The 26562-nt window shown below is 62.7% G+C and carries 18 protein-coding genes and 3 pseudogenes; 9 read left to right on the top strand and 12 right to left on the bottom strand.

The window, feature by feature from the left end; genetic code table 11:
- Window positions 1-319: 319 nt before the first annotated feature.
- The 3 genes and pseudogenes from GO592_RS37005 to GO592_RS37000 all read left to right on the top strand — a co-directional run bounded on the left by GO592_RS37005 (window position 320) and on the right by GO592_RS37000 (window position 1725).
- On the top strand, window positions 320-772 hold the full coding sequence (locus GO592_RS37005; protein WP_007296148.1) for a hypothetical protein: 453 nt from the start codon (window positions 320-322) through the stop codon (window positions 770-772).
- Window positions 688-1073, top strand: a pseudogene (locus tag GO592_RS45110) (helix-turn-helix domain-containing protein); the annotation flags it as partial. The gene GO592_RS37005 and the pseudogene GO592_RS45110, both read left to right, overlap by 85 nt.
- A 70-nt stretch (window positions 1074-1143) precedes the next feature.
- Window positions 1144-1725 (top strand): dihydrofolate reductase family protein, encoded by a 582-nt coding sequence (locus tag GO592_RS37000; protein WP_007296147.1) that lies wholly within the window; start codon window positions 1144-1146, stop codon window positions 1723-1725.
- Between the two features lie 594 nt (window positions 1726-2319).
- Here GO592_RS37000 and GO592_RS36995 read toward each other — a convergent pair.
- Together GO592_RS36995 and GO592_RS36990 are read right to left on the bottom strand one after the other, a co-directional pair.
- On the bottom strand, window positions 2320-2514 hold the full coding sequence (locus GO592_RS36995) for a hypothetical protein (protein ID WP_039950611.1): 195 nt from the start codon (window positions 2512-2514) through the stop codon (window positions 2320-2322).
- A gap of 1135 nt (window positions 2515-3649) precedes the next feature.
- Entirely contained in the window at window positions 3650-4417 is a 768-nt protein-coding gene (locus GO592_RS36990; protein ID WP_237720362.1) for a hypothetical protein, read from the bottom strand.
- A gap of 88 nt (window positions 4418-4505) precedes the next feature.
- Here GO592_RS36990 and GO592_RS36985 point away from each other — a divergent pair, with 88 nt between their 5' ends.
- From GO592_RS36985 to GO592_RS36975, 3 genes and pseudogenes are all read left to right on the top strand, one after another.
- Window positions 4506-4928 (top strand): hypothetical protein, encoded by a 423-nt coding sequence (locus GO592_RS36985; protein WP_157234193.1) that lies wholly within the window; start codon window positions 4506-4508, stop codon window positions 4926-4928.
- Window positions 4929-5846: 918 nt separating this feature from the next.
- Window positions 5847-6134 (top strand): annotated as a pseudogene (locus tag GO592_RS46760) (DUF4193 domain-containing protein).
- A 267-nt stretch (window positions 6135-6401) separates the two neighbouring features.
- Window positions 6402-6900 (top strand): annotated as a pseudogene (locus GO592_RS36975) (N-formylglutamate amidohydrolase).
- 258 nt (window positions 6901-7158) lie between these two features.
- On the opposite strand, the gene GO592_RS36970 reads toward GO592_RS36975, so the two are convergent.
- From GO592_RS36970 to GO592_RS36940, 7 genes are all read right to left on the bottom strand, one after another.
- Window positions 7159-8505, bottom strand: coding sequence for an ArgE/DapE family deacylase (locus GO592_RS36970; protein ID WP_237720360.1), 1347 nt, complete (start codon window positions 8503-8505; stop codon window positions 7159-7161).
- A gap of 85 nt (window positions 8506-8590) precedes the next feature.
- Window positions 8591-10189 (bottom strand): AMP-binding protein, encoded by a 1599-nt coding sequence (locus GO592_RS36965; protein ID WP_011599273.1) that lies wholly within the window; start codon window positions 10187-10189, stop codon window positions 8591-8593.
- A 367-nt stretch (window positions 10190-10556) separates the two neighbouring features.
- Window positions 10557-12113: an aminomethyl-transferring glycine dehydrogenase subunit GcvPB gene (gene gcvPB / locus GO592_RS36960; RefSeq protein ID WP_007296139.1), complete on the bottom strand. Its 1557-nt coding sequence runs from the start codon at window positions 12111-12113 to the stop codon at window positions 10557-10559.
- A complete protein-coding gene (gene gcvPA, locus GO592_RS36955) occupies window positions 12103-13512 on the bottom strand; it encodes an aminomethyl-transferring glycine dehydrogenase subunit GcvPA (protein ID WP_007296138.1) in 1410 nt (469 codons plus the stop codon). The genes gcvPB and gcvPA overlap by 11 nt, the downstream gene beginning before the upstream one ends.
- 36 nt (window positions 13513-13548) lie before the next feature.
- Window positions 13549-14703: an ATP-NAD kinase family protein gene (locus GO592_RS36950; RefSeq protein ID WP_011599274.1), complete on the bottom strand. Its 1155-nt coding sequence runs from the start codon at window positions 14701-14703 to the stop codon at window positions 13549-13551.
- Window positions 14704-14818: 115 nt separating this feature from the next.
- Window positions 14819-15655, bottom strand: a complete 837-nt coding sequence (locus GO592_RS36945; protein ID WP_237720359.1) for an SDR family NAD(P)-dependent oxidoreductase — start codon at window positions 15653-15655, stop codon at window positions 14819-14821.
- Between the two features lie 681 nt (window positions 15656-16336).
- Window positions 16337-17776 (bottom strand): APC family permease, encoded by a 1440-nt coding sequence (locus GO592_RS36940; protein WP_011599276.1) that lies wholly within the window; start codon window positions 17774-17776, stop codon window positions 16337-16339.
- Window positions 17777-18318: 542 nt separating this feature from the next.
- Between GO592_RS36940 and GO592_RS36935 the strand changes: the two genes are divergently transcribed.
- Window positions 18319-19251, top strand: coding sequence for a LysR substrate-binding domain-containing protein (locus GO592_RS36935; protein ID WP_011599278.1), 933 nt, complete (start codon window positions 18319-18321; stop codon window positions 19249-19251).
- Window positions 19252-19537: 286 nt separating this feature from the next.
- Here the strand turns inward: GO592_RS36935 and GO592_RS36930 are convergent, their stop codons facing one another.
- The 3 genes from GO592_RS36930 to GO592_RS36920 form a co-directional block, all read right to left on the bottom strand.
- Window positions 19538-20053: a hypothetical protein gene (locus tag GO592_RS36930; protein WP_007296133.1), complete on the bottom strand. Its 516-nt coding sequence runs from the start codon at window positions 20051-20053 to the stop codon at window positions 19538-19540.
- A gap of 161 nt (window positions 20054-20214) precedes the next feature.
- Window positions 20215-21702 (bottom strand): ethanolamine permease, encoded by a 1488-nt coding sequence (gene eat, locus GO592_RS36925; RefSeq protein ID WP_007296132.1) that lies wholly within the window; start codon window positions 21700-21702, stop codon window positions 20215-20217.
- 2 nt (window positions 21703-21704) lie between these two features.
- Window positions 21705-23642, bottom strand: a complete 1938-nt coding sequence (locus GO592_RS36920; RefSeq protein ID WP_007296131.1) for a primary-amine oxidase — start codon at window positions 23640-23642, stop codon at window positions 21705-21707.
- A gap of 457 nt (window positions 23643-24099) precedes the next feature.
- Between GO592_RS36920 and GO592_RS36915 the strand changes: the two genes are divergently transcribed.
- Together GO592_RS36915 and GO592_RS36910 are read left to right on the top strand one after the other, a co-directional pair.
- Complete coding sequence (locus GO592_RS36915) at window positions 24100-25572, top strand: APC family permease (protein ID WP_007296130.1); 1473 nt, start codon at window positions 24100-24102, stop codon at window positions 25570-25572.
- Window positions 25569-26318: an IclR family transcriptional regulator gene (locus tag GO592_RS36910; RefSeq protein WP_007296129.1), complete on the top strand. Its 750-nt coding sequence runs from the start codon at window positions 25569-25571 to the stop codon at window positions 26316-26318. Before GO592_RS36915 ends, GO592_RS36910 begins: the two co-directional genes overlap by 4 nt.
- The last annotated feature ends 244 nt before the right edge of the window (window positions 26319-26562 follow it).

The following is a 26562-nucleotide window of genomic DNA, read 5'->3' as shown; positions in this document are numbered from 1 at the left end:
CAGCGGATACGCAGCCCAAGGACTCTCCGACAGTCCCGCTGACAAGATCGTGAGTCTGAACCAGGCTGAAACTTGCTGGGTGTCCGAGGACATGTTGCGCGATTCTCGTCAAAGCGCAGGGGTCGATACCTGACGACGACGTCGTCATCGAGCACCCGCCGTCACCGCACGGCTTCCTCGTGTTCGCAGTTCCCCTCGTGTTTCCGATCCCCGAGGAGTTCGGCCGCGCCATCCGCCTCAACGCCCCGGCCTGCGGCCGGCTCGTCGGACGGTCTCGAAATCGGCGACCCGGCCGGCACAGGTCGACGACGGCACTCTGATGCAGTGGTACAGGGTGCCCGAGGACGACGGGGACCTGGAGTTCAGCGGTCCCTTCAGTCCTCTTCTCGCCGGGGAGTTCCTGCCCACTGGCGCGATCCTCCGTTCGACCAACGATCTCCGCCTGGGTGCACTCGATCAGTCGTCGATCAATCTGAATCGGCACGCACGAGCATTGTGGACATTGATGCAGCAACCACTCGCGGCGCTCGGTGACATCGGACCCACCGGCAAACAGAGCAAGACGGCACGCCGGTTCCGCACAGAACCGAAGTCGACCATCGTCGTCACGCTGCGACGAGCACAGAACTCGCGCTCCGTCGACGATGCGGCGACCACCGTGCAGTACTCACACCGATGGATGGTTCGCGGGCATTGGCGCAAACCGCGGTATCCCAGCTTGTGGGTACGCGGGATCGAAGCGCGAGTGATGCCGGGACGACTGAGCGCGTGAGCGAGGCAGCCGGTGTCAGCACCACTCATCTGACACAGCGGTTGAAGGAACTCATCGGCGTCACGCCGAGCGGCTGGCCCGCACTGCCGCTTCACCGCCACCGTGTTCGCGACCAACCCCGCCGGACCGATCGACTGGGCCGAACTCGCCGGTGGCGCAGGCTACCTCGACCAGGCCCCACTTCGGCCACGAGTTCCGGGCGTTCCCCGGGCTCACGCCGACCCGGTACGTCAAAGTGCGGCGTCAACTCCTGCGCGAACATCCCGGCCACGCGCTGGACAGCTGGCCCCTGCCAGCCGAATTGATTTCCTTCAAGAGCGACAGCTCACGACACGCTAAATTTGGGGCACCCCACAACAGAGGAGAGCCCCATGAGCAAGGTGGTCATGTACAGCTCGGTGTCGGTGGACGGCTTCATCGCGGACGAGCACGACCAGCCCGGACCGCTGTTCGACTGGTTGACCAGCGGTGACGTCCCGCTGGACGAGAGCGGCGAGATCAAGGTGTCGCAGACGTCCTACGACTACACCCGGCCGTACTGGGACCAGATCGGGGCAACACTCGTCGGCCGCCACGTCTTCGACATAACCGACGGCTGGGACGGAAAGCCTCCGAGCGGGATCGACCACGTGGTCGTCGTGACGCACCGGCCGAAGCCCGAGGGCTGGGACCTAAAGGCGCCGTTCCACTTCGTCGACGGCGTCGAGGCAGCCGTGGCCAAGGCGCAGGAGCTCGCGGGTGACCGCATCGTCGAGGTCGCCGCCGGCGACGTCGGTGGTCAGGTGCTTGCCGCGGGCCTGATCGACGAGGTGCGCATGGACGTCGTACCCGTCGTGTTCGGGTCCGGCAAGCGCTACTTCGGGCCGGTCCACGCACAGCACCTGTTGGAGGATCCCGACGTGGTGATTCAGGGCAACCAGGTGCTTCACCTGCGCTATCGGGTGCGTCGTTGACCGATCCGAGCAGATACCCGAAGAAGTCCACGACCAGACGCGGGCCGACCACGACCAGGACGAGCTCATCCCGGCGGCAGAGGTCAGGTCAGGGCAGTCGAAGGGAGCGTCAGGCACGTCGAGGTCTTCCAGATGGGCGGCGTAGGAACCTCCATCCTCGAAGAGACCTCGACACCTACCCCGGGCCGTTCCCGCCTGCCAATTGAGAGGAACCCCAGTGCCGAAAGCCGAACCTGACGACCCGAAGATCGATAGTCTGAACGCCCTGCGGCAGAGGAGAACCGACGACCTACTGTCCGGGCACATACCGCTGACGTCGCTGCTGTACCGCCGACGCCGCTGCTGTACCGACGACGCGACCGGATCGCCGCCAACCTACTCGTCTCCGACGTCCTCACCACGTACATGCGCGGATCCGGGATCGGGCCGGCCGGGGTCATGGTCATGCTCGGCATCGCCGACGACGCCGGGTCCGCGACCTGACCGCCGAGCAGCGCGGGCAGATCACCGACTTCGATCGCCGCGACGAGCGGGCGACAACCCACCCAAGGGTACGTGTCATCTCCGCAGTTCAGATGGCATTTCTTGTCCTGGTCAGGACTCGACCGGAACCAACCGGTCGAGGCGGCCATGGAAGGGGAACCGACCGGGAACGTCGTCGCGCGCCGACTCGATCACCGCGTCCTCGCCGTCGATGCTCACAATGACGAACTCCGAGATGGCGTCGGTATGCACCTTGACGCGGTCACCCACATTCAAACCCGCACGAGTTCCAGGATTCTCGGTCATAGGACATGAATAACCCGTACGGATTCGGTGTGCAAGCCGCAGATACTTGCCGGGTTCGATGCGGCTCCGACTGCCGCAACGGGCTGCGCCACATCGCTTTGCCGATAGCGGATCGTCCACCGGATGATGCAGAGGCAAGAAGCAACATCTACCAGTGGTTGTCGGGATATGGCGCGGGCGGTAGGTAGTTTGGACGGGTCATTCGAATCCTATGAGGCTGGCTGCCTTCCGGCCTGTCAGACCTGTAGAGGAAGGCCACTCGATGGCCCAGACATTGCCGAGCCGGAGACCGCCGGTGAGCTGCCAAATTCGAGAGTGAGATCGATCTGGACCTCGGGCTCGGCGTTACCGTGGAGGACCCACCATGAGGCGCCGGGGACGTCGCCCGGCGTGTGCTCTTCGACCAGACTCCCTGCGATATTACGGAGTGGTGGCCTCCACATGGAACCAACCGTCGTCGGCCAGTATGCACTTCGCGAAGCCGTTCGGGGGTCGCAACACATGACGTTCCGTCATCACGCGCCAGTATGACCACGCGCGAGATTTCCAGGACGAGACTACGAACATTCATCGACGACTCCCGTTTCGAACGATACGGACCGAGCCCAGAAGCAGGTGCAGCTTTGCGCCGAATAGCGATCGGCAACCGGTGTCGGAGCCGCCACCGCGTGCTCAGGATCGGAGGGACCACGGTCGCCAGCGCCCATCTGTCGGCGGGCTGCACCGGTCTGGCACGCAGCTCAGCGGCCCGTGCCGCGGACAGTCTCGTCTCACCGCTCCGAACCCAGCCTTCGCCGTCCCAGGAATGCTCAAGAATCGGCCGGAATCGGCCGGTGATCCGTTCGGACAGCTGCCCGGCAGTCAGCGCCTCGGAATACTCGGCCAACTCCCGCAAGACGTCCTCCGCGGACTCATCACACGCGTGAGCCCGCGCCGGCCACTACAAACATCGACATCACAAACTGTCGGCGTCCACTGACGACTGCCCTGACGGCGCAGCCCCACCTTCCCCGAAGCTTCCAGATCTCGATATCCCCGGAAACCCCGGCTTGCCAGCATGACCGTGCCGGCTCGACATGCTTTCCTGCACGCCGCGTCCGGTGCGGACGCCTAGCTGATTTGCCGAGCGCGCAGGCTATCCTTTATACGCCATCGGCTTTCGGCTCCAGATCCGTGTCATCGTCCGCCACGGGTGAAGGTGCGACGAGGGGGCGCCATTCCGGTCCGAGTTCGTCACCCACGCGCAGTGGTAGTGGGGCATCTCCTTACCAGCGGGGGCTACGAACACCGCGACCTTCTCGTGGAATACCGGGTCGGTCACCACAACCTGCTGTTCGAAAATTTCCTGCGGCAATGTGATCAGGTCCTGCGGGCGAAGCCACTCGATGAAGTGCAGGGTGGCCACCGTCTGCACAATCAGCCGACACACGATCGGAGCTGCGGCCCTGTAGCGTTCGGCAACGCCGTGCTGCGTGGTCTCGGCCAGGCGCTCACCGTCGTTGTGCACGACGTCGCCGTAGATCCAGGCGAAGGCCAACACGTTGTCCGCGACCGCAGGTGTCGGTTCCTGTTCGTCGATGCTCCCGTGCAGGACCGCATATGCCAGGGTTTCCCGGGCCTGCCGGTCGAACTCCGACCATTCCCGTTTGAGGGAGCCGAGGAGCGCGATGACGTCCTTCCGTTCGACATCACGGAGCAGCCACTTCAAGGCTTTCAGAGTGTTTTGGTGGTATGCATCTTCGTCGATCCCGGGCAGCGTGGTCAGCTGATCGAGCTGCTCGACTCCGATGCCACCGACCCCGAAGATCTCGTCGAGTTCCTCAGCGCCCGGTTCGCGCCGCCGCGGCTGGTCACCGCCGACGGGCATCCGATGGTCGCGTGCCGGGCCGTGTTGGGCCGACACCGCCGGGATCCGGCGCAAGCTCAGTCGCCGCTTCGGCGCCGCCGACGCAGACCGGTGGACCTGGACCGAGCACGGCAGCGTGCTCGGCGTGCTGAACCTTGCCCCCGGCACCGAACCCTGGGTGCTCGAGGTCGAGGCGATGAACGAGCCACGCTTCGAGTCGCTGGTCGACACCGTGGCCGCCGCCGATCCCGGGGCGAGACTGCGCGAGCAGACCCGGACGCCGGCAGCCGAGCTGATCGCTCAGGCGCAGGAAAACAGTTTTCGCCCAAGCCAACCCGTCGACCCCACCGAGCCCGAGATCGCGGCGGCGCTCGACGAGCACATCCGCGGATACGAGCAGCAGTGGCTCGACGAGGCGATCCCCGCCCTCGGCGGTCACACCCCGCGCGAGTGCGCCGCCGACCCCACCCGCCGCGACGACCTGATCCGGCTGCTCGACTCCTACCCGCAGCAGGAGCGGCCGGGGGCGATGAGCGCAGGCCGGCTGCGGGAAGCATTAGGACTCTAGGCTTCCGGCTGCCGCCCACGCACCGAAACCGGCGACATCGTTGCCCAACGGTGACGACCGTGGCCCGCTGCTCGAGGGCGAGGGCGAGGGCGGCACGGTGGGCGTCGTTGAGCGGGTTTCCGCCCGTGCCAGTGCGTGTTCACCGGGTTCGTAGCGCAGCGAGGTGTCCGTCGGCTACCGGCACGACCGCGGACGGTTGACCCAACCAGGCTTCAGGCGGCGTCGAGAGCCTGCTCGACGGTCGGCGCTGTGCGGTATGCGCTCGGGTTGGCGCCGATCCGCACCAACCGCGGCGACGGCGATCCAGGCGATCCAGTCGAATCCGATCGGTGCGGGCCGGGACAGATTTAGACCGTCGATGCGTATCCGATAATGCGTGCGGCGGTGCGGATGATCGGCCGCACGCGCAGTGATCGAGTGGTCGAGTGAACTCGAGGTCGGCGGGGAACGAGTCGGCGGCGGGGTTCCACAGGACGACGTTCGGACGACCGGTCGTGGGGGAAGGTACGTACAGACCGTCGAGATGCGGCCATGTCAGGTGGATGTCGCGTGCACAGGTGGGGCACACAGTGCGCGGTCCGTGAAGCAGTGCATACGAGGCGTGGTGACATACCAGTCAGGCTTCAGCAGATTCAGGCGACGGGTCGGGCGCCGATCTTGGCAGGTCGACCACGACCGATGTGGGTCGTGGCCAACAGATCCGGGTCGTGGCCGACAGGTCCTCCCCTCCCGGCATGCCCCAAAACCCGTACCAGTAATGACAACAGGAAACAGACTCGCAACCGAGTCGGTCCTCACGATCCCCACCGCCCCACGAGGTTGTCGTCACTGCCCACGGCGGTCCCGGGAACGTTAGAGGCAACCGAACCCTCTAGTCTGGCGGGTTTCGAACATCCAGAGCACGAGGAAAAGCCGATCATGGCCACCGACTGCGGCACACCGCGAGTTACCGAATCCGACGAGACCGACACCTCTCCGAACTGCTCACCGCCAGCCGGAAGGACAGCCAGTCCCCACCGTCGACGTCGAAGACACCGACACCGCCGAATACTTCGAACTACCCGGCGCCGACCTGTCCGGCGAAGAACTCACCGTCGCGTCATCCTGAAGCAGGCGGACGAATTCACCTGTACCAGTCGCTTCCTGGTCCACCACCGCAGTCGACTCGCCGATTCCGAGCAACAAATCTGCCGCGACTGCGCCTGAGCACGTCGGACCAACCGAGTAACTCGGCCGTTCTCAGGTGAGCGGAGTCCGCAACGACCACGACTCGATCCGCCGGAGCGGCAACCCTGACGGAGCCCTACCAGGCCGAGAAGAACTCAGGCAGCACGGCGTTTGTGGGCGAACACTGCACTTCGGGGACATGCCGTCACCGCAGGTCAGATCCCCCACCCTGCGAACCAGTCCTTGGCCGGGCGAATCACCGGTCGTCCTGCCGGCCGGGTGTCTGCCGCCCGTACTGTTCGCCCCATGTCCGCCCGCCCCGGCAAGCTCAGCACCGACGCCGTGCTGCCGTCCCTGGCCACCGACGATGACGTCTCAGCGGCTCCTCAGACCCTTGCGGCGGCGGCCCGGACCGAAACGGACATCGAAATGCGGATCCAGACCTCCATCACCCTGTTCGGCGTCGCCGCCGAACCCTGGTTCCCCGCGACGGCCGACGTCGTTGTCACGGTCATCGTCCACACCCTCGACGCGGCGACCTTCGGGCAAGAAGTATCTGCCACCCACCGAGCACGCCGAGTGGGCGCGGGCGACATTCTCCACCAACGGCGCCGCGCACGGATACTTCATCGGCGCCGTCGACCCGAACACCGGCACCCACGGACGCAGGCAACTCGCGTAGCGGCCCTACCTCGACACCGACCTGCAGCCGATACCCCCGCCACGGCAGCTTGTCACCTGCCCGCACTATCTCCTACCTGACCTCGACGGCGGAGCCGAGATCACCATCACCACCACGGCTTGACCCGCGGCAGAACTCAAAACAAAAGCCCGTCGATGTTGAAGGTGAATGCCGCCATGCGAGCCTTGACTGGGCTGGTCGGTTGTTGCTCAGGGGGTTACCAGTGCCACCACACCCGGCGACCCCGTCCCTCGGATCAGTGGCGACAGGAGCATGAAGCCAGGTGCGGCGACCGCAGCCCTCCTCGTCAAGAACCACCTGATGAAGTTCGTCGACTCGTTCTCCCTCGTCTTGTTCAGCTCGACGAGGATGCCTGCAACGTCACTTCACGCCACACCAATCGAGTGCAGTGAGCGCCAAACTCTTGGTTGCGGAGATGATTTCGTCTACGTCACAGTATTCGTTCGGCTTGTGGGCGTTTGCCAGATGGCCCGGCCCATAATTCACAACCGGAATATCTGTTCGCGCAATCCAAGTCGCGTCACAGGCGGCGGGGAATGCCTCGACTATGGCTGTGCTGCCGGTCCCCTGTTCGTGAGCGTTACCGAGAGCGCGGACGATTTCGTGATCATCTGGGGTGTTGAAGCCCGGAAACTCGACCAGCCACTCGTAGGTGGGTGGGTGCTCCGCCAACCAAGGGTCCAAGGCGACCGACCGATTGACGAAACTCTCGATCTCGAGCTTCACTTCGTCGGAGTCGTCCTCCGGTGGATACCAAACGATGAACTCGATCTCACAGTACTCAGCAAAGACAAATGGAATGTCGATGTCCTTCCCACGTCCGTGAATCGTTCCGGGCATGACGACGAAATGTCCCGACTTGAACAGTGGGCGTTGCTTGCTCAGCCCCCATTGCTCTTCGATCCGGTACAGCGCTTGCAGAACCAAGTAGCCTTTGTCAATCGCGTTCACGCCCGCACGTGCACCGGCCCCGCCGGCCCGTACCAGCTCGCGGCGAAGCCCTGGATGCCCGGCGAGTCCCTCGACTCGAACTCGACCCCACAACAAGCTCGCAGCAGTTGGGTTGATCGTCAGCGGGGAATCGAAACTAGCGGATGGCTCGACGACTATCGCCGCGTCCGCAATGTATCCGTGCTGTAGCATGCAACCTGTCCCGACTTCATGCTCGCCCAGTTCTTCACCTGCCACGGAATGAACGACCAGGTCGCCGGCTAGCTCGATACCTGACGTTCGGATCGCTTCGATCGCACTGAAGGCAGCGACCATCCCGCTCTTCATGTCGCTTGCCCCTCGGCCATGTATTCGGCCGGACACTTCGCTCGCGACGAAGGGGTCACCTGTCCATGTATCGAGATTCCCCGCCGGTACGACATCGATGTGGCCGTTGAGCAACAGCGACCGACCTGTGCCACCGCCCTTCACGACACCAGCGAGGTTCTCGCGTTTTTCTTGGCTCTTGACGAGTTGGGAGCTGTCGAAGAGATAGCCGAATCGGTCGCGGAGCAAGAGGTTCGCCTCGGATTCCTGACCGAGGTAGTCCTCGGACCGGACGCCAGGGTAGTTCGGATTCACGCTGGGCACCTCGACCAGACGTTTCACGTCGTCGATAATTCGTTGACGCGAGTCCTCGATCGCGGCGAGTACCCGCCGGACTGCATCTTCTGTCATGTCCGCGTCCTTTCGAATTGAAGTGATGATTTGAGTCATCGGCTGAGTGGAGCCTGACCCGGTTGGTCCACGAAACCATCGATCTGCAGTCGTCTGGGTGGCCATGGCGCTTGCGCAGAAGCGATCAGCCTCGGATCCGCTCGCGCTCTCCATGCCATTCGCGGTCGCGTAACTCGTTCTTGCGAGTCTTACCGGTCGAGGTCTTCGGTAGCTCGGGTAGGAACACGATTTCTCGTGGCGCCTTGAACGCCGCAATGTGCTCTCGCGCGAACTGCGTCAGGTCGCAGTCGGAGACGGTGGAATTCGTCTTCAGAACCACGAACGCTTTGGGTCGTTCTCCCCATTTCGTGTCCGGAACGCCGATCACCGCGACGTCCAACACCGATGGGTGGGACATGAGAACTTGCTCGACCTCGATTGTCGAGATGTTCTCGCCGCCGGATATGACGATGTCTTTGGCGCGGTCCATGAGCTGTATGTAGCCATCTGGGTGCATGACTCCCAGGTCGCCGGAATGGAACCAGCCCCCGGAGAAGGCCTCCGCGGTTGCCGAATCGTCGCCGAAGTACCCCTTCATGACTATATTTCCGCGCATGACGATCTCGCCGATCTCGGTGCCGTTGCTGGCTACGTCGACGAGTTCGCCATGCGGACCGCGTTGAGTGCGGACTACCCGCACTGGGCCGGAGGCGAGCATTCCCACTCCTTGACGCGCCAGCAGCCTCGCCAGTGTGTCCTCATCGAGCGCGGCCCAGTCTGCCTGAGGTTCGCATACTGCACATGGGCCGTACGTCTCGGTGAGGCCGTACACATGCACGATTTCGGCTCCGAGTGCTCTGACCGCCCGGATGGTGGTTGGGCTGGGTGGAGCTCCTGCTGTGGTGATGGTCATGCTGCGGTCGAGCGGATGCGCTCCATCGGCAGTGGCGAGCGTCGTGAGAACCGTCGGTGCACCACTCATATGGTCGATCTTTTCGCTGTCGATGAGTGACCACATCGCGTCACCGCGAACCACACGGATGCATACGTGAGTTCCGGATGCGGCAGTGACTGCCCAGGGGCCGCACCAGCCGTTGCAGTGGAACATCGGCAGTGTCCACAGGTATTTAGTGTCGATGTCGAAGTGCTGATGGTGAATCTGGCTGAGAGAGTTGAGGTACGCGCCACGATGGGTGTACATCACCCCCTTCGGGCGACCGGTGGTGCCCGACGTGTAGTTGATCGAGATGGTTCGGGTCTCGTCGTCGACCTCCCAGGGCAAACGCTCTTCCGACCCGCGTGCCATGAGTGCGTCATAGGTGAGGTGTGACTGCGCGGTGTCCACGTAGCCACCGTCCTGCTGCGGTAGTTGTACGGTCTCCCGAACTGTCAGCAGCGACGTATCCTGCAACTGTTCGAGGAAGACGGGTTCGCCGAGGAGAAGAACAGCCTCAGAGTGGTTACATATGTACTCGATTTCTGGTGGCGACAATCGCGTGTTGATTGCGACCAGTACCGCGCCGATAAGTGGGACCGCATAGTGGGCCGCCAATAGCTCAGCCGAGTTGGTTGCCAGATAGGCAACTCGGTCACCGGGTCCGACTCCTGACCGGCGAAGACCGTGCGCAAGACGTGTGACTATGGATGCGAGGTCGGAATACGATATGCGCCGCCCCCCGTCTACGACCGCGGTCTTGTTCGGATGTACTTCAGCCGAGCGCTCAAGGAATTTCAAAGGCGTCATCGGTGTGTCCAGTCCTGTCACGAAGGCTCCCTTCTACTTGAAACGGTTTGGTCATGTCGTTGCGAGTCAGCATGTTCAGTCGATCGCTGTTCGCTGGGTCAGCGCCCGTGTGCACGCTCCCAAGGTTTCTGAATGTCCATGCGTGGCGTCTCACCCGTGCCCTGACGCGTGGGGCTGTCCGCGCGTCAGATTCTTCGACAAAGCGCACCGATTTCTTGAATCCACCTCGGACAAGGAATATGTTGGACTTGCCCCAACAAAATGCTGGCAACCTTGCGAGTGTCGGTACCTACGCAATCCATGATGTGTCATCCAGCGTTACTGCAGACTCGCTACTTAGTATGTTCGATAGCCGTCAACTACGAGCTTACGAACGGCTCTGCGCGCGCGATCGTTGGAAAGCGCGCCAGGTCATAGCGCGAGTACTGGGGTCATCGGTCACACCGGGCTTCAATCGATGAATTGCCTGGTTGTGTGGCGCGGACTTCACAATATCGGGATTCGAATACGCTTCATCCGAAATCTGGGCGAGTACCGCGATCCATTGATCCAGGGACTCTTTGCCGTACATTTCGCCGGCCTCTGGTGTGAAAGGCTCAGGAATTAGCCACGGTTCATGGCTGGTCCACATCGCGTCGATCCCGAAGTCAGTCATACGGTTCTGCACATCGTGCACGTCGACGCCGGTGTCTTCCTTGAGGATCTGCATGCTGTAACGCGTCATCTCGAGGCGGGGGCTTGTACTCTCTGGGTGCGACCGAGTGACGCCTCGGATTGCAAGTAGCCCTTTTTCCATGTAATTGTTTCCCAATACAGAAATGTCGGACGCCTGGGCGATACCCTCAGCGCCCATTGCTCGCACCCATGCGTACGCTTTGAGGATTACAGGCACGTTGCCCCAGAATTCGCGTATTTTTCCGACACTGTCGGGGCGGTCGTGATCGAGGTGGTAACGCTCACCGTCGAAGGTGACAAGCGGAGCGGGTAAGAACGGGGCGAGCTCAGCCGAACACCCGTAGGCGCCAGTAGCGGGTCCTCCGACGCCGCTCTTAGGTGCGCCGAAGGTTTTGTGAAGCATGAACATACATGCATCAAAGCCGATTTCACGGGGTCTGATCTTCGACATCGTTCCATTGAAGTTGGCGCTGTCGTAGAAGCAGAGGCCGCCCGCTTCGTGGACTATCTCCACCCACTCCTTCATCTCGGGGTTGTAGACGCCCATGTCATCGGGATTACCGACCATCAAAGCCGCGGTGCGATTCGACACGGCAGCCTTGAGCGCGTCGAGGGATGGGTAGCCGTTCTCGTCGAGCATCAACGTAATCACCTTGAACCCCGCGGCGGCGGCTGTCGCGGCGTTGCAAGGGTGAGTTTGAATAGTCGTGATGACTTCGTTTCGTTGTTCCAGCTCACCGCGGGAGGCATGATAGGCGCGGGTCACCGAGGCGTTGACGAAAGCAGCTTCCGCCCCTCCACCAGCTTGAAACACGAACTGGTCCATTCCGGAAAGCTCACGCAGAATGAGATCCATCCCGTGCACAATTTCCAGGGTTCCCTGCAGTGTGTCCTCGTGCTGCAGCGGATGTACTTCGGTGACTTCCGGCCGCCACGCAAGTGCTTCGTTGACCTGCGGATTGTATTTCATCGTGCAGGTTCCGAAAAGACTGACACCCATCATTCCCAGCGTTTGTTGTGACAAGCGCAGGTAGTGGTACAGTACCTCAGGCTCAGACATCTCGGGCAACGCGGGACGGTCGCCTCGGCGCACGGCGGTGGGGATCAGGTCGACCGCTGCGCCAACCCGTGCTTCGATGCCGTCTTCGGCGTGAGAGAACACTGCACCTCGACGGCCTGGGTAGCCCATCTCCATGATGATCGGTTCGTTCCAAACCGGGGCCTGGATTTCGTTTACCCTAGTGCTCATTTGCAGTCACCTCTCTGAGAGCGCCCACCAGGCGGTCAATATCAGCTTTTGTATGGATCTCGGTGACACAATAGAGCGCACTGGCACCTAACTCAGGGAAATCCCTCGTCAGGTCTTTCCCGCCGAAGATCCCGATATTCAATAATGCATCGTTGATCTCTTCGACGGTCTTACCTGTGTTGTCGAAGTTGATGACGAACTCTTTGAAGAAACCCGATGGAAAGGCAACTCGGACCCCATCGATCTCCGATAACAACTGTGCCGCATAGTGCGCGCGCTGCAGGATCAACCCCCCGACGTCCTCGAACCCTTGAGGCCCCATCAACGCCATGTATGTGGTTGCCGCGATGGCCCACATGTACACCGAATGTCCGGTCCAGTCATTTCCCTTGTCTCGCAAACCGTAAGATGATTGCTCGAAAAGACCGAGACCGAATCCGTATTCCCCAGGCTTGATCGTTTCGGCAATACTGATGAACAAGGTGGGATACTGATGAGCGTAGCGATCCTCGTCGCGTGAGGCGATGAAACCACCGACTCCCCCGCCGGTGTGCATATGGATGCCAAGCGGCTGGGTCGTTCCGACAACGATGTCCGCGCCGAAATCCACTGGCGATGAAAGAACGCCGAGGGAAATGGGATCGACACCGACGATGGTTTCCGCACCTACGGCACGCGCAATGGCCGCGATCTCGGCCCCCTGATGCTCAATGACGCCAAGATACGATGGCGTTTCGAAGTACACCGCAGCTGTGTGCTCACCTACCGCTGCCCGAAGATCGTCCAGGTCGATCAGCCCGCTGGCGGGGTCATAGTCGATCAGCCGGACTGCAATGTGGCTCTCCATCTCTGTTGGCTCACAATAGTTGCGGATCACGGACAACCGCTCGGGATCGATGGCGCGGACAACCGCGACCTCCGCGCGTTGTGTAATGCGGGCAGCCATTCGTAGGGCGTGGCCCGCGGCGGACCCCCAACTTCGGACGGGCAGTCCCACCAGATCGAGTTTCAGCAGCTCGCCCAGCTGGCTGCAGAACTCAAACCATGCCTGATTCCGGCCGTGATCCGAGCTGGGCTCGCCAAAGACTGAGGTGAGCCATTCGTTTCGGCGAACCACTTCGTCGCAGGCTGCGGGGACATGGTGTTGCCACAGGCCGGCTCCGAGGAAGTTCAAGTTCTGCTCGCACGTGCGGTTCTTCGCGAGGGTGTTCACGAGATGCCGTCGGAGTTCGGCTTCGCCGAGGGTCGGCGGCAGATCGAATTTCCGAGTAGTGCGGTGGTCGGTGGGAATTTGCTGGAAGAGTTCGGCGATGGTGGGGACGCCTATTGCGTCGAGCATCTCCTGCTGAAGCGCGGGCACTGAATTTGCCATGTACGGATGCGCTGTGCTGTTACTCATGGATGCCTTCTTATGCCTTTTATGGTTGATGTTTATTCATGAGGCGACTTTATGAATCACACTGTGATCATTGCCCGTTTGAACATGGATATAACCGGTAAGCCTCTCGTCCAATTCGAGATCGCCGGTATCGACTCGGAGTGGCGTATTGCCGAGCGCAATCAGCTTCTCGATTGATGAGAAAACCATAATGTGATCGAGCCCAGCTTCGCGAATTACTCTTGGGCTGATTTGCTGGTTTCCGCGCCCGAAGAGGCTGCCTTGGCCACCGAGAACGCCGACGACGATTCGAGTCTCTCGACCACTCATCAGTCGAAGTAGAGTGCTTTCATCGACGTCGGTTCCGACCATTTTGCCGTCGAGAACGGCATCGACGCCCAACAGGGTCGAGTGCAGATTCAAAGCGCTGGCTATGCGTTGTGTAGTCGTTCCCGGGCCAAGGATGTATAGGCAGTCGGGCCGCATCCCTTTCGCCAACTGGTGAGCGGCGGCGTCCAGATCTTGTTCGCTCCCCGGCCGCGAGCCGGACTTTGCGTTCTGGACGAGATGACGCTCGAAAGGGCTGCGCGCGTAGCCGTAGAGGCGCGCGGACATCTTGTCGTTGCGGATCGCTGCCTCGTCGAGATCCATGATCTCTGCCTCGCGTAACCTGGCCATGGGATTTCGGGACAAGTACAGACCAGCTAGACGGCCGGCGTTCGCTGGGTTCGTGCCGAACAGTGCCGAGTGCATCTTCACACCGGCGGGCACTCCGACCATGGGGACACGATCCCCTACTGACGAAAATATGTCTCGCGCAGTGCCATCGCCGCCGACGAACAGAATCAGGTCAACCGGTCGAGCGGCCATGATGGCTGCGGTCGCTCGAGTATCGGCAGCGGTTGAGCAATGAGCTGCCAATTCGTACACCGCTTCCGGCCTAAGACCTGCTGCGCGCGCACAACGTTCGCCCATCTCGGCAGGACCGGTGAGGAGCCGGAAAGAAGCTGTGGTAGCAGCGAGCTGAGTCAGCGCGAGGCTGGCTCGAGCCTGCGAGGTAGGCCGGGCGCCACGCGATTGCGCTTCGCGAAGTATGTCGGCTCCGTCGGTGCCTTTAAGACCCACGGCGCCGCCCATCCCTGCCACGGGATTGACGATCAGTCCTAGTGTGGGCGGTGTCGCGTCGCCATCCTGTGTGGAGATCTCTCGCACGTCTATCTCCTATCCGGCGGGGGCAGGCCGCAATCGACTGCTACGGTGCGAATCGACAAGCGGTGGGAACGGTAGTTGCTCGATCGCATGGAGTGGGTTGGTGCCGGTCGGCCAATTAGAGAACCAGTTCACCCGGGCCCTTGTATTCCTGAATCATGTTTCCGCCATCGATGGTGATGAGTTGACCCGTTACGTACGAAGACTCTTCCGATGCGAGAAAGCCAACGAGAGCACCAATTTCACGGGGTTCACCGCTTCGCTTGAGTGGTGTGTTTTCGCCACCGATATGCATTCCGGGAGTCAACGCTGCAGTGTTGACGTATCCGGGCGCGATCGCGTTCGCTGTGATTCCGAACTGGCCGTTCTCCAGTGCGATGGACTTGGTGAGACCGACAACACCTGCTTTGGCTGCCGCGTAGGCGCCCAACCCAGCGATCGCGCCGACCGGCCCGGTCACAGAGGAGAAGTTGACGATGCGGCCGTACCGCTGTTCAATCATGTGCGGTAACACCGCTCGCACACAATTGAATTGAGTGGTGAGGTTAATGGCGAGAGTGCGCTCCCATGATTCGATCGAAGTCGTGGCAAGGATCGGTACCTCGAAATCGACATCGTCACCCTTCTTTGCGCGCGCTGCGATTCCTGCGAGATTCACCAGGCCGTCGATGACACCGGCGCCTTTGACTACGTGGTCGATCAGGTCGACGACATCCGAATGATTCGTCAGATCCACGGTGTGGGATCGGACGTCGAACCCTTCCCGCGCGAGATCATCTCGTCGCTCGTGGACCTGCTCGGAAATGTCCACCAGAGTGAGCAATGCACCTTTCTGCGCCAGCACCCGGGCGCTCCCGAAGCCGATGCCCTGAGGATCGGCGACCCCCGTGATGACGACACTTCTGTTCTCTAGCTGGCCGGCCATGGTGTTTCTCTTTCTGTAGAACGCCGCCACTCACTGAGCGGCGAGTGGAAGATGGCATGCAAGGGCGAGTGTGCGAGGAGAGTCTCAGAGGTTGCTGTGTGGTTCCCCGGCCGCGAGTCCCTTCGAGAGGTCCACATCACATCTGTTGTCGCCTCTGATTCTGCCGAAGTTTTACCGACGAGAGAAACAACGAGTCCATTCAGATTTACGCACTTCTGTTGTGGATTGTTTGATCGGATGTCCGTGGGGCAGTTCTCGCACATTTCAACTGGACGTCTAGTGCGGGGGCGCTGTCGTGACCCCCACCGTTTGGTGAGAGTGGCCTCGGTCGCGAAGTCGATATCGAAGTAACGAGGCCGATTTCCCTCCGGTGCACAGCGCGTGGGGAATAGTCGTCTCCTAGCACCGCGAGTTGGGACGGTTGGGAACGACTCGATCGATCTGTGTCGCATGCGCACTTTGGCGCGTCGGTTGGCGTGGGTTTGAGACGCTGCGACCCGATTGCTTGCCGCAAGATCGGCGGATCGTCGAGGCCTGGTGAGGTTGTGTGGTTTTGCGACAATCTTGTGGGCGGACGGCATTAGCCGTCTGCAACTCGGACATCAAGACTGTCTTATGAATCTGCAGAGTAAGGACGGGGTTGACGTCGAGTGCCCGGATCTCTGCGCGGCGTTTGGGGCTCTGGCAAGTCGAGAATCCCGAGACAGGGCACTAAAGATTTCTCGCCGACGACCTGCTGACCAAGCTGCTTGCTGCTCCACCCGCCAATGCGATGGCCAGCACCGCGATCAGAGCCACGGCTACGCCGTAACCGCCGACCAGCAGCGGAAGATTCTTCACTACCAAAAATACCAGTGCCCCGAACGCCACCAGCGAGACAGTCGGCGCAATGAACGTCGTCAGCCAGGATCCTCGTTCGTGTCCGCGGAAGAACACGATGACCGCCAACGAGGTCAAAGCCATCAACACGATGATTCCCAGAGTGGCTGCGCCGGAGAACCACGTGTACAGATCGAGCACTGGATCCAATCCCAGAATGACGGATCCTGCGATGGCGAGGAGGCAGTATGCGGTGACTGCCAGCGATGCCCGCGACGGTGCGTGATGAAGGGGATGGGCCCGACCCAATGCCGAGGGAAGCAGACCCGCCGCGCCGAAGTTGAAGGTGAACCGGGCGAGCACGTTGTGGAAGGTCAGAAAGCAACCGAAGAGGCTTACAAGAACAAGTATCTGAACGGCATCCTGTCCGAAGACGCCTAGGAACGTCCATGCCAGTTCGGTGACCAGGGTCTGAGGGTTCTCGGTTGCTTTCGCGACGAGACTGTTGGGGCCGGTACCTACTGCGACGGCAAAAAGACTGAATGCATAGAACAATCCGATGGCGGTGATGGACACGTATGTCGCTCGGGGAATTGTTCGATGTGGATTACGCGCCTCGCTCCGGAAAATCACAGTGGCCTCGAAGCCCACGAACCCGAAGAAGGCGAACATCAGGCCGAGCGATGGCGTGCCTTCGGTGAAGCGAAGTGGGTTCAGGGCCGATGGGGTGGTTCCCTGGGGCCCACCACGAAACACCATGACGAAATCGAGCACCAGCATGATCGCAAGTTCGAGCACCAACGAAACGCCGAGAACCTTGGTGCTCAATGCGATGTCGCGGTAAGCCAACACCCCAGTAATGAAGAGCGACACCGTGCTCCACGCCCACCACGGAATCACGGTACCGGTGAAGTACTCAACGGCACTTGCAGTGGAAGCGCCCAAATATCCGACGAGCGCGACGAACAGCATCGCATACGACACCAGCGCCAGTGTGGCTGCCCCACGTCCACAGACGTGACCCAGGCCGACGCGAATGAAGTCGTAAAAGGCGCCGGCGTCTGTGACTTCATGGGCCATTCGAGTGAAGCCGACGGCGAATACAGCCAAAGCCAACGCTGCCACAACGAAGAACAGGGGGGACACGGGACTTTTGCTGGCACTGACCACAACTGGAAACACCGCTACTGCGGCCGCCAGCGGGGCAGCACCGGCAGCTACCAAAAATACGACACCTCGGACGCCGATGCCTTTACCCATGGGGACCTTGGCGGTGCCGGTCTCAGTACTGACGACTGAACCAGAGGATGTCGAGGACGATTTTTGAGACATGCCTGCCTACCTGACGTGGGTGGTCGATCTCGCCGATCGGTCTAGTGCGAGATGATGAAAGTAGATCTTCTTGCTAGGTTGTGCTCGCTGTGAGCGGTCTTGCTGCGTTGATTCCGCGGAGCGTCCTGTCGGGTGGACAACGATTGATGACGGGTCGCGGACCAGCAGATCGGCCGCCATGTCAGCCTGGAAATACGACCGATTAGGGTATCGATTGCCTCGGTTGTCGACGCACCGCTCGTTTGCAGTCTGCTGGTGATTGTGACCTCACGGCTTTGGACTTGTGGCCGTCGACGTGATCGCCCCGCAGCGGAGTTCACCAAGGAGCGTGCCAGCGTCAGAAGCGTTCGCTGCATACTCGCTCCTTTCGGTCGAATCGGCGGACCTCAGAGACGCGCGTCACATCCAACTGCGAGTGTGCCGCACGAAACTGAGGTGAGGGAAACAGAATTTTTGACTCTATTCACGCTGATCTGTTGTGAATCGGAGACCCGGGGGCCATGATGGTTGGCGTTGCAGTTTAGATACCGAGAGCGAGTTCGATGGACGTTCATACGCGTCGTCTACGGCATTTCGTGGCAGTTGCAGAGACCCTTCACTTCACCCGTGCAGCAGAGAGTCTGTACGTTTCGCAGCAGGGTTTGAGTCGCAGCATCACTGAACTCGAACACGATGTAGGCGTACCGCTGCTTAAAAGGACAACGAGAGCAGTCGAACTGACCGACGCTGGCAACGCCTTTCTCCGTTCAGCGCGTGAGGCGTTGGCAGTTCTGGACGCGGGCGTGGCAGACGCGCACCGAGCGCATTCCAAAATGTCCGGTGTTCTGCGCATCGGGTTCTTTGCCGCGTCAGCACTGGAGCTGACACCGTTGATTATTTCGGAGTTCAGAACTCGTCACCCGTCCGTCAGCCCTCGGATCGAAAGCTACGACCTCACAGATCCCTCCTGTGGTCTGCGGTCCGGAGAGACGGATGTGGCGTTCTTGCGGCTACCGATCGATCTGGCCGACCTGGACTCTGAAGTTTTGTTCACTGAACCGCTTGCGATTGGGATGACGAGCTCGCACCCTCTTGCAGCGCAGAAGGTGGTGCTGTTGTCTGATTTGCAGGATCAGGTAATTTCAGCACCGCGTACCGACGACGCACGTTGGCGCGCGTTTTGGACACTGCGTGATCTCGGGGTCGACGATGACAATCTGCCCCGCATCAGCAGGGAAACCGCAACGATGGATGAAGAGCTGGACAACGTAGCGGCGGGTCTCACTTTGTCGGTGTCTGTGCCCAGCATGGACCGATTCGCACATCGGGCGTCGCTGGTGTACCGAACGCTGGGTCAAGTGCCGGGATCGACGCTATGCGTCGGATGGCGCGGACAACCAACTCCACTGGTCCAAGCATTCATAGCCGTCTCGCGAAAGGTCCGCGACGAGCACCGCGACCTCGTGACCCGAATTGAAAGCGGTAACGCCGACTGATGGGTACTTCTTACTTGTAATGGGCTTGGTTGCAACTCAGTCGGGCTCATCGCAGCGACGGGCAGCGGAAGAGGGTGGCCCCACACCGGTTTATCGGCACCGCGACCGGCCCCGGTCGGCCCCACATCGATTAGCGCCGCACACGCGCCACTCGAGAATTCCCCCGCAACGACGCCGACAACGCACGGCTGCTGCCCGAGGGTGAATTAGAGGTTGCGCCGCTTCCCTACCTCCGAAAAGCGCGGAACACTCTCCGAGATCACGAGCCATCAGGCATCACGAGCCGTCAGGCGGCGGTGCGCTGGCTTCGGCTCCGAAGCATTGTGGGCAGGACTATCACGACCGCCAGAAGAACCTGGATAAGTGCGAGTGCGCTCGCACCATAGAACAGCGACTCGAGCGGACCGCTCGCCGCAGTGGCGGCGTCAATGGTGTGGGAGGCCAAGCGGTGACGGTGTCCGAGGGTCGCGGTGTTCGCCGCACCGTTGAGGGTGTTCATCATCGAGACCATCAGCATCGCGTGTAAGACGAGCATCCCGGCTGCCAATGCCCCCGTGGTGGCCCAGTCGCGGATGGTCGGCTTGGTCCACAGATGCCCGACGCAGGCCAGGCAGGCGCAGGAGAGGGCGAGCATCAGCAGGCTGGTGCCGGGAAAGTGGGGTAGGTGGGTGAGCAGCACCGGAATGTGTGCTGCGACGCAGGCCAGAACCAGGAGGGCAGCGACCTTCCCGGCGGCGGCCGCCCGCACGGGATTGTCCGGCAGGGTGGGCCGCCAAACGGTGGCGGCGGCGGAGGCGGCCATGAGTTCTCCTTGGGCTCACTCGTGGTTCCCGGCAAGGACGCACCCTGAGCTGGGTACGGAAAGGGGGCGCACAGGTTTTCGGCGCTGGTGCAGTGCGGCGGGTTTGCCGGAAGTGTGTGGCCGGTCCGCACCATGATTGGCGCGGACCGAACCGGTCACGGTCATCTGCTGTCGAGTTCGGATTCTGCCTCCTTGAGGGCGGCGAATTCTTCTTCGGGTGCCTTCGCAACGATGTGGTGTCGGCTGTAGAAGGCGAAGTACGCGATCATCACCGCGTACGCGGCGGCCGCGTACAACACCACCGAGGGGTCGACCATGAATCCCGCTGCCAGGGCGGCGACGGCCAGGACCAGGGCGATACCGGAGGTGAGCATCCCACCGGGGGTGCGGTAGGGGCGGTGCAGGTGCGGTTCCCGGATCCGCAGGACGATGTGCGAGATCATCATCAGGATGTACGAGACCGTGGCCCCGAACACCGAGATCAGGATGAGCAGGTCCCCGGAACTGGTGAGAGACAAAATGAATCCGATCACTCCGGGGACGATCAGCGCCAGGAACGGGGTCCTGCGCCCGTTGGTCAGCGACAGCACCTTGGGCAGGTAGCCGGCCCGCGAGAGCGCGAACGTCTGCCGCGAGTAGGCATAGGTGATGGTGAAGAAGCTCGACACCAGACCCACCAGGCCGATGACGTTGACGAACTGGCTCAGCCAGGTGGTGCCGCCGTTGGCGGCCTCCATGGCGTCGATCAACGGGTTGTCGGAGTCCTGCAGGGTCGATGCGCTCGATCCGCCGGGTCCGAGGGTCAGCAGCAGCGCGGCGAGGGTGAGCAGCACCAACACACCACCGATCAGTCCCTTGGGGATGTCGCGCACCGGGTTGCGGGCTTCCTCGGAGGCGAGGGGGACGCCTTCGACCGCGAGGAAGAACCACATCGCGTAGGGCAGGGCGGCCCAGACTCCGACGATGCCGAACGGCAGGAAGCTGTTGGCGCCGACAGCATTGGTGGGGGCGATGTCGATGAGGTTGCTGACATCGAAATGCGGGATCATCCCGATCGAGAAGGCCAGCAATCCGATCACGGCGACGATGGCGATGCCGAACATCAGCTTGAGTACCTGTGAGACGCCGTACAAGTGCAGACCGATGAAGGCGATGTAGAACACTGCATACACCAGGGGTCCGCTGATCCCGAAGAGGCTGTCGACATAGGCGCTGATGAACGTGACCACCGCGGCCGGGGCGAGGACGAATTCGAGGAGCACGGCGGTGCCGGTCAGGAAGCCGCCCCACGGTCCCATCGCGCGACGGGCGAAGCCATAGCCGCCGCCGGCGGTGGGGATGATCGAGGCCATCTCGGCCAGGGCCAGGCACATTGCGGTGTACATCAGGCCCATCAGTCCGACCGCGATGAGCATGCCGCCCCAGCCGGCGTGGCCGATTCCGAAGTTCCAGCCGGCGTAGTCACCGGCGACGACGTAGCCGACGCCGAGTCCGATCAGCAGGACCGGTCCTGCGGTGCCGCGGCGAAGCTGACGGCGGAGCATGTAGTCGTCGGCGACGGTGTCGTAGTCGACTCCGGCCGCGGCGTGGGCACCGGTGGTGCCCGCGTGGGTGTGGCGGCTGGGGGCCGCCACCGGATCGGTGCTCATGGCTAGTCCTCGCATCCGCAGTGCGACCCCTCGGCCTGCCGCTCGGGGCGGGGCAGGTTCAGGGTGGGGTTCTGATCGAAGAATCCGTGGGGTTGGAGGATGAAGCCGACGTGCTGGCGGGGCATGACCGGCCAGTCTTCGAGGCGCACCACGTGGTGCATTCCGAAGGTGTACCAGACCACGATGTCCTCGTCGACGATGTTGCGGTTGCCCGCGATGTAGGAGGGAAGGCCGTCTCCGCCGCGGGACTGGTTCGGGTACTCCCCTGCCGGGAAGCGTTCGGTCTCGTCGTAGGCGGTGACCCAGAAGTTGTTGGTGGCGAACCCGGCTCGCTTGGCCACCCAGGAATCTGGAGTGGCGGACAGGGTGATTGCGTCGGTGGGCTGGAGCCGGTAGGCGACCGGTTCGTCGACGATGTTGCGGCGGTCGTGGTTGACGATCTTCCAGAATCGGTGCTTGCCGGCGTCGGCGCGGCGGGCGGCGTCCTGTTCTCGTTCGAGGAGGCGGTCGACGGTGTAGAAGCAGCTCTGTGTCGGGTTGGTGTCGGGCACCTCGGTGTCGACCTCGTAAACCGCGTTCTTGGTGCCGTCGAGCTCGAAGTCCATGCGCACGTTGAAGATGTGCTGGTGGATGGGGGCGTAGAGGCCGTCGTTGTTGAGGGTCTGCCCGTACAGCGACTTGGTGCCCGGCTGCTGACCGGCGGTGGAGAGGATGCCGGTGGCCTTGACCAGGAACTCGATGGTGCCGTCGAGGTAGAGGTGCCAGTAGAAGCCGTACTCGTAGTTGGCGACGGTGGCGATGAAGGAGATGATCAGCTTCCGTGAGCGCCGGACCTCGGCGGTGTCCTGCCGGTAGTCGTAGTGCTTCCACATGATCGAGTCGTCTTCCTCGTGCATGCAGACCGCGTTCTTGATCGTCATCGGGTTGCCGTGGCTGTCGCTGACGATGCCGTCGAAGTACTGGATCTCGCCGAGGCAGTCGCAGCCGAGTGCCAGGGAGTTCGCCAGGGCACCGATGTTGTATTCGCCGGCGTCGAAGGCATTCTTCTTGTGCTGCACCGGGGATGGGTCACCGTAGGGCACCACCATTTCCACCAGCGAGGCGCGGTTGATCACCGATCGATCGGTGCCGCCGTCCCGGAACTTCAGCTGATGCAGCACCAGACCCTCACGCGGGGTGAAGCCGACCCGGAAGCTCCAGCCACCCCAGGTCACGTGCTGGCCCTCGACGTGGAAGGAGCGGCCCTGGGGTGAGGTGATCTCGAGGGGCTTGATGTCGGTGCGGGCCGGACCGACGTGCTGGGGCAGGTAGTTGCCGGTTTGCTGCGGAACAGGGATGAGGCCGTTGTCCTCGATCTCGACGACCTCTCCGTTGTTGAGGTCGTAGATGATGATCAGGCCCTCGGCCGGGTGCGCGTAGGGGCTGTCATCCGGATCGAGCCGGGTAAAGACGAGGGCCCGCATCAGACGGCGACCCTGGTCGTCCTTGCCGAAGTACCCGGCCGACCACGGCTCGATGCACACCAGGTCCAGGTTGGTCAGCCCGCGGCTGGCCAGGGCTTCGACGACGCGGGGATCGCGTTTGCAGTTCACCTCACATTCCTCGAACTCGTCGAGCATGATCGGCGGCTGGGCACCGGACGGCAGCTCCACCCACCGCTCGAGACTCTCGTTCTCGAGGTCGACGGTGGCCTCGTAGCCATATCCGGTGGACCGGTCGATCAGCACGGCGCTGGCCTCGCGGCGAATCTGCGACAGGTCGCCGCGCAGTGCCTTCTTCGACGGTTCCTTCAATTCCACCTGCACGAACCGGAAGCTGTCCGCCAGCGCCTGTGTGCTCTTCAGCACCGACACCGCCTTCGAGATTTCGTCGCGGCTGAGGGGGTCGAGGGGATGAGTTCCCGGTGCGGCGACCGTGCGATCGATTTCCTGAATGGACATGGGTGTCTCGCTCCTTGGCATGGTTCTTTCCACGACGTCGACATCACGAAGAGGTGCCCTCGATGGCGGGCATTCCGGGTGGCACGGCGGCCGGGCCGGTTCATGGATCGATCGGTGGAGATGTCTGCGTAGATCAACGGACTATTCGCTTAGCGATGTGATCGGCCGCCGACGCCCTTCGAGATGTCCCTGAGGAGGAACCTCACGGGGTGCGGTCAACCGCCCACAGCACGAACCGTAACGCCGCCGTGTGACCGGGAGCACACGGCTGAGAGAACAAAGGTGAGAACTTCGCACCGGAAAATTCTCGACCTGGTTAACATGGGTGAAACATTCTCGTCATGTATCGGAAATGGTTGGATTCGACGCTGGACGTGACATCGAGCACCACCCAGGGCCGCGTGCAGCCTGCTGACCAGGCGACTTCGCGGCTTCTTCAGAGATGAGCGTGCGGAACATGACGACTTCACCGCACAAGCGGGCGCTGGTCGCGACGCGGTCCCCCGTGCAGGGGTTGCCGCGCCGTCAGCTGCCCTTCATACCGGTGTTCGCCCAGTCCGTCGCAGCGGTCGCACCGTCCGGTGCGGCGGCTGTGATCCCGGTGCTGGTGATCGGCACCGCCGGCGGGGGCGGGGCGCTCGCGGCGTTCGTGTGCGCGGCCGTGGTCATCCTGCTCGTCTCCGCGTGCCTGCGGCCGATGGCACAGCGGATGGCCTCGGTCGGCGGAATCTACAGCTATACCGCCCGCGGCCTCGGCCCGACCGCCGCCGTTCCGACCGGCTGGTCCGCGATCGTCGGATATGCGACGGTCGGCATGGCCGGCCTGCTCGCCGTCGGCACCTACCTCTCGCACATCGCCGTCACCACCGGGTTGGCGCGGGGCACCCCCACCGGTGCGATCGTCGCCGTCACGGTGGTGGCCGCCGTGGTGGCCACCCTGGTGATGATCCGCGGCATCCGGATCTCGGCCCGGATCACCCTGCTCGTCGAGTGCGTCTCCATCGGCCTCGTCAGCGCCCTACTGATCTTGCTGCTGGTCACCACGACTCGCACCGGCGCACCGGTTGCCGCCGCCATGAGCTGGGAGGGCAACGCACAGGGCATGGCGCTGTCCGTCATCGTCGCCGTCAGCGCCTTCGTCGGCTTTGAAAGTTCCACGACACTGAGCGGCGAGGCCCGCCACCCATTCCTGTCGGTGCCTCGCGTGATCCGGTGGACCCCGGTCGCCGCCGCCGCGTTGTATCTGATCGCCCTGCCGGTGCAGGCGATCGCCCTCGCCGAGGCCCCCGACACGGTGCGCGAGAGTGCCACCCCGCTGGTCGCGCTGCTGGTCTCGGAGGGCTCGACCGGGTTGTCGGCGATCCTCGACCTGGGAATCGCCGCCTCGTTCTTCGCCTGCACCCTGGCGTCGGTCAATGCACTCGTACGCGTGCTGTTCTGCATGGGCCGCGAGGGCGTCGCCCCGTCCGCCCTCGGCCGCACTCACCCGCGATTTCAGACGCCCGCCCCTGCCATTGCCGCGTCGATGGTCGCGGTGACCGCTGTGCCGATCACGGCTCTGCTCGCCGGTGTCTCGCCCGATCAGGGTTTACGCATCTTCCTCACCCTCAGCGCCTGCGGCTATATCGGCAGCTATCTCGCCGGGTGCCTGTCCGCCCCGATCCTGTTGCGGCGCATCGGAGAGTCGACCCCCGCGGTCTGGGTGCTCGGCACCGTAACCACCGCCATCCTGCTGTTCCTGGTCGTCAACGCCGTGGCCTTCGCCATTGCGGACGGGATTGTGCTCATCGCGGTCTATGCCGTCATCATGGCGGTCGCGGTGCTCTACACCCTTGCGCTTCGGCGTCTGGCCCCGCACCGACTCGCCTCGGTCGGTATCTACGACGAGACCCAGCGCACCGACCTGCTGCCCACGGCCGCGTTCCGATGAGCCCACGCACCGACCCGTCCCGACACCACCCCAGCACCGTCTCGAACTCTCTCGACATCCTCGAGGTGGTCGCCACCCTCGGCCTCGGGGTCACCGCCAAGGAGATCGCCGGCGCCCTGCACCTTCCCCAGGCCACCGCCTACCGGCTCATCAACTCGCTCGTCGCCGAGGAGTATCTGGTGCGGACCTCGGATCTGCGCGGCTTCGGGCTCGGCGCACGCCTCAACGGGCTCGTCACCGCCGCCGCCTCCCCCACCGTTCCCACCGCCGCGCGCCGGCAACTCGACGACCTCCGCGACAACGTGCGGTTCGCCGTCCACGTGATGGCCTTCCACAACACGACGCTGCGGGTCCTCGACGCCGACCCCGATCACCCCGTGCGCGCCGAACGTGAGCTGGTGCGTTACCTGCATGCTTCGGCCGCCGGCAAACTCTTACTCGCCGACCGCACCATCTGGCAGGAAGCGTTGCCCTCGACTCCGCTGCGGCAGCTGACCTCGGCCACCGTCATCGATCTCGCCGCTCTCGACGCCGAGTTGCGCACCATCCGCGATCAGCAGTTCGCCGTTCAGCTCGATCAGCTCGAGCAGGACCTCGCCTGCTTGGCGGTGCCGCTGCGCGACCCGGACGGAGACACCGCCGGCGCCCTCTGCCTCGCCGGCCCATCCGCCCGCATCGACGCTCTCCTCGGGCGCGCCGACTCGCTGCAACAGTGCGCGGGTGTGCTCGCGCCGTTGCTGTTCTAGGCAGCATATGTCCGCCGGGTTCATCCCCGATCGTGAGAGACGTGCGAGTTCGTTGATGCCGGAGCCGAGACAGCACCTACACCACGCACCGGTCCTGCCCGCCATTCCGAGGCGGCCGACCTCGCTGTCAATGGACACGAAGAAGCCCGGGCGGGACGTTCGACACCCCAGACCCCTATCCCTGGCTCGGCAACCGACAGTTGAGCGCCCGCTCCCCCGGGTGGGGCGAACGCTCGGCAACACA

This window comes from Rhodococcus sp. 21391 (assembly GCF_016772255.1).
GTDB lineage: Bacteria > Actinomycetota > Actinomycetes > Mycobacteriales > Mycobacteriaceae > Rhodococcus_F > Rhodococcus_F opacus.
This window is presented reverse-complemented; position numbering and strand designations above follow the sequence as displayed.

Bases quoted from the DNA above. Each gene is read 5' to 3' on its own strand.
- GO592_RS36995 (WP_039950611.1), bottom strand. From the start codon at position 2,514: ATGACCGAGAATCCTGGAACTCGTGCGGGTTTGAATGTGGGTGACCGC.
- GO592_RS37005 (WP_007296148.1), top strand. From the start codon at position 320: ATGCAGTGGTACAGGGTGCCCGAGGACGACGGGGACCTGGAGTTCAGC.
- GO592_RS37000 (WP_007296147.1), top strand. From the start codon at position 1,144: ATGAGCAAGGTGGTCATGTACAGCTCGGTGTCGGTGGACGGCTTCATC.
- GO592_RS36915 (WP_007296130.1), top strand. From the start codon at position 24,100: ATGACGACTTCACCGCACAAGCGGGCGCTGGTCGCGACGCGGTCCCCC.
- GO592_RS36910 (WP_007296129.1), top strand. From the start codon at position 25,569: ATGAGCCCACGCACCGACCCGTCCCGACACCACCCCAGCACCGTCTCG.
- GO592_RS36930 (WP_007296133.1), bottom strand. From the start codon at position 20,053: ATGGCCGCCTCCGCCGCCGCCACCGTTTGGCGGCCCACCCTGCCGGAC.
- GO592_RS36940 (WP_011599276.1), bottom strand. From the start codon at position 17,776: ATGTCTCAAAAATCGTCCTCGACATCCTCTGGTTCAGTCGTCAGTACT.
- GO592_RS36965 (WP_011599273.1), bottom strand. From the start codon at position 10,189: ATGACGCCTTTGAAATTCCTTGAGCGCTCGGCTGAAGTACATCCGAAC.
- eat (WP_007296132.1), bottom strand. From the start codon at position 21,702: ATGAGCACCGATCCGGTGGCGGCCCCCAGCCGCCACACCCACGCGGGC.
- GO592_RS36970 (WP_237720360.1), bottom strand. From the start codon at position 8,505: ATGACTCAAATCATCACTTCAATTCGAAAGGACGCGGACATGACAGAA.
- gcvPA (WP_007296138.1), bottom strand. From the start codon at position 13,512: ATGAGTAACAGCACAGCGCATCCGTACATGGCAAATTCAGTGCCCGCG.
- gcvPB (WP_007296139.1), bottom strand. From the start codon at position 12,113: ATGAGCACTAGGGTAAACGAAATCCAGGCCCCGGTTTGGAACGAACCG.
- GO592_RS36920 (WP_007296131.1), bottom strand. From the start codon at position 23,642: ATGTCCATTCAGGAAATCGATCGCACGGTCGCCGCACCGGGAACTCAT.
- GO592_RS36935 (WP_011599278.1), top strand. From the start codon at position 18,319: ATGGACGTTCATACGCGTCGTCTACGGCATTTCGTGGCAGTTGCAGAG.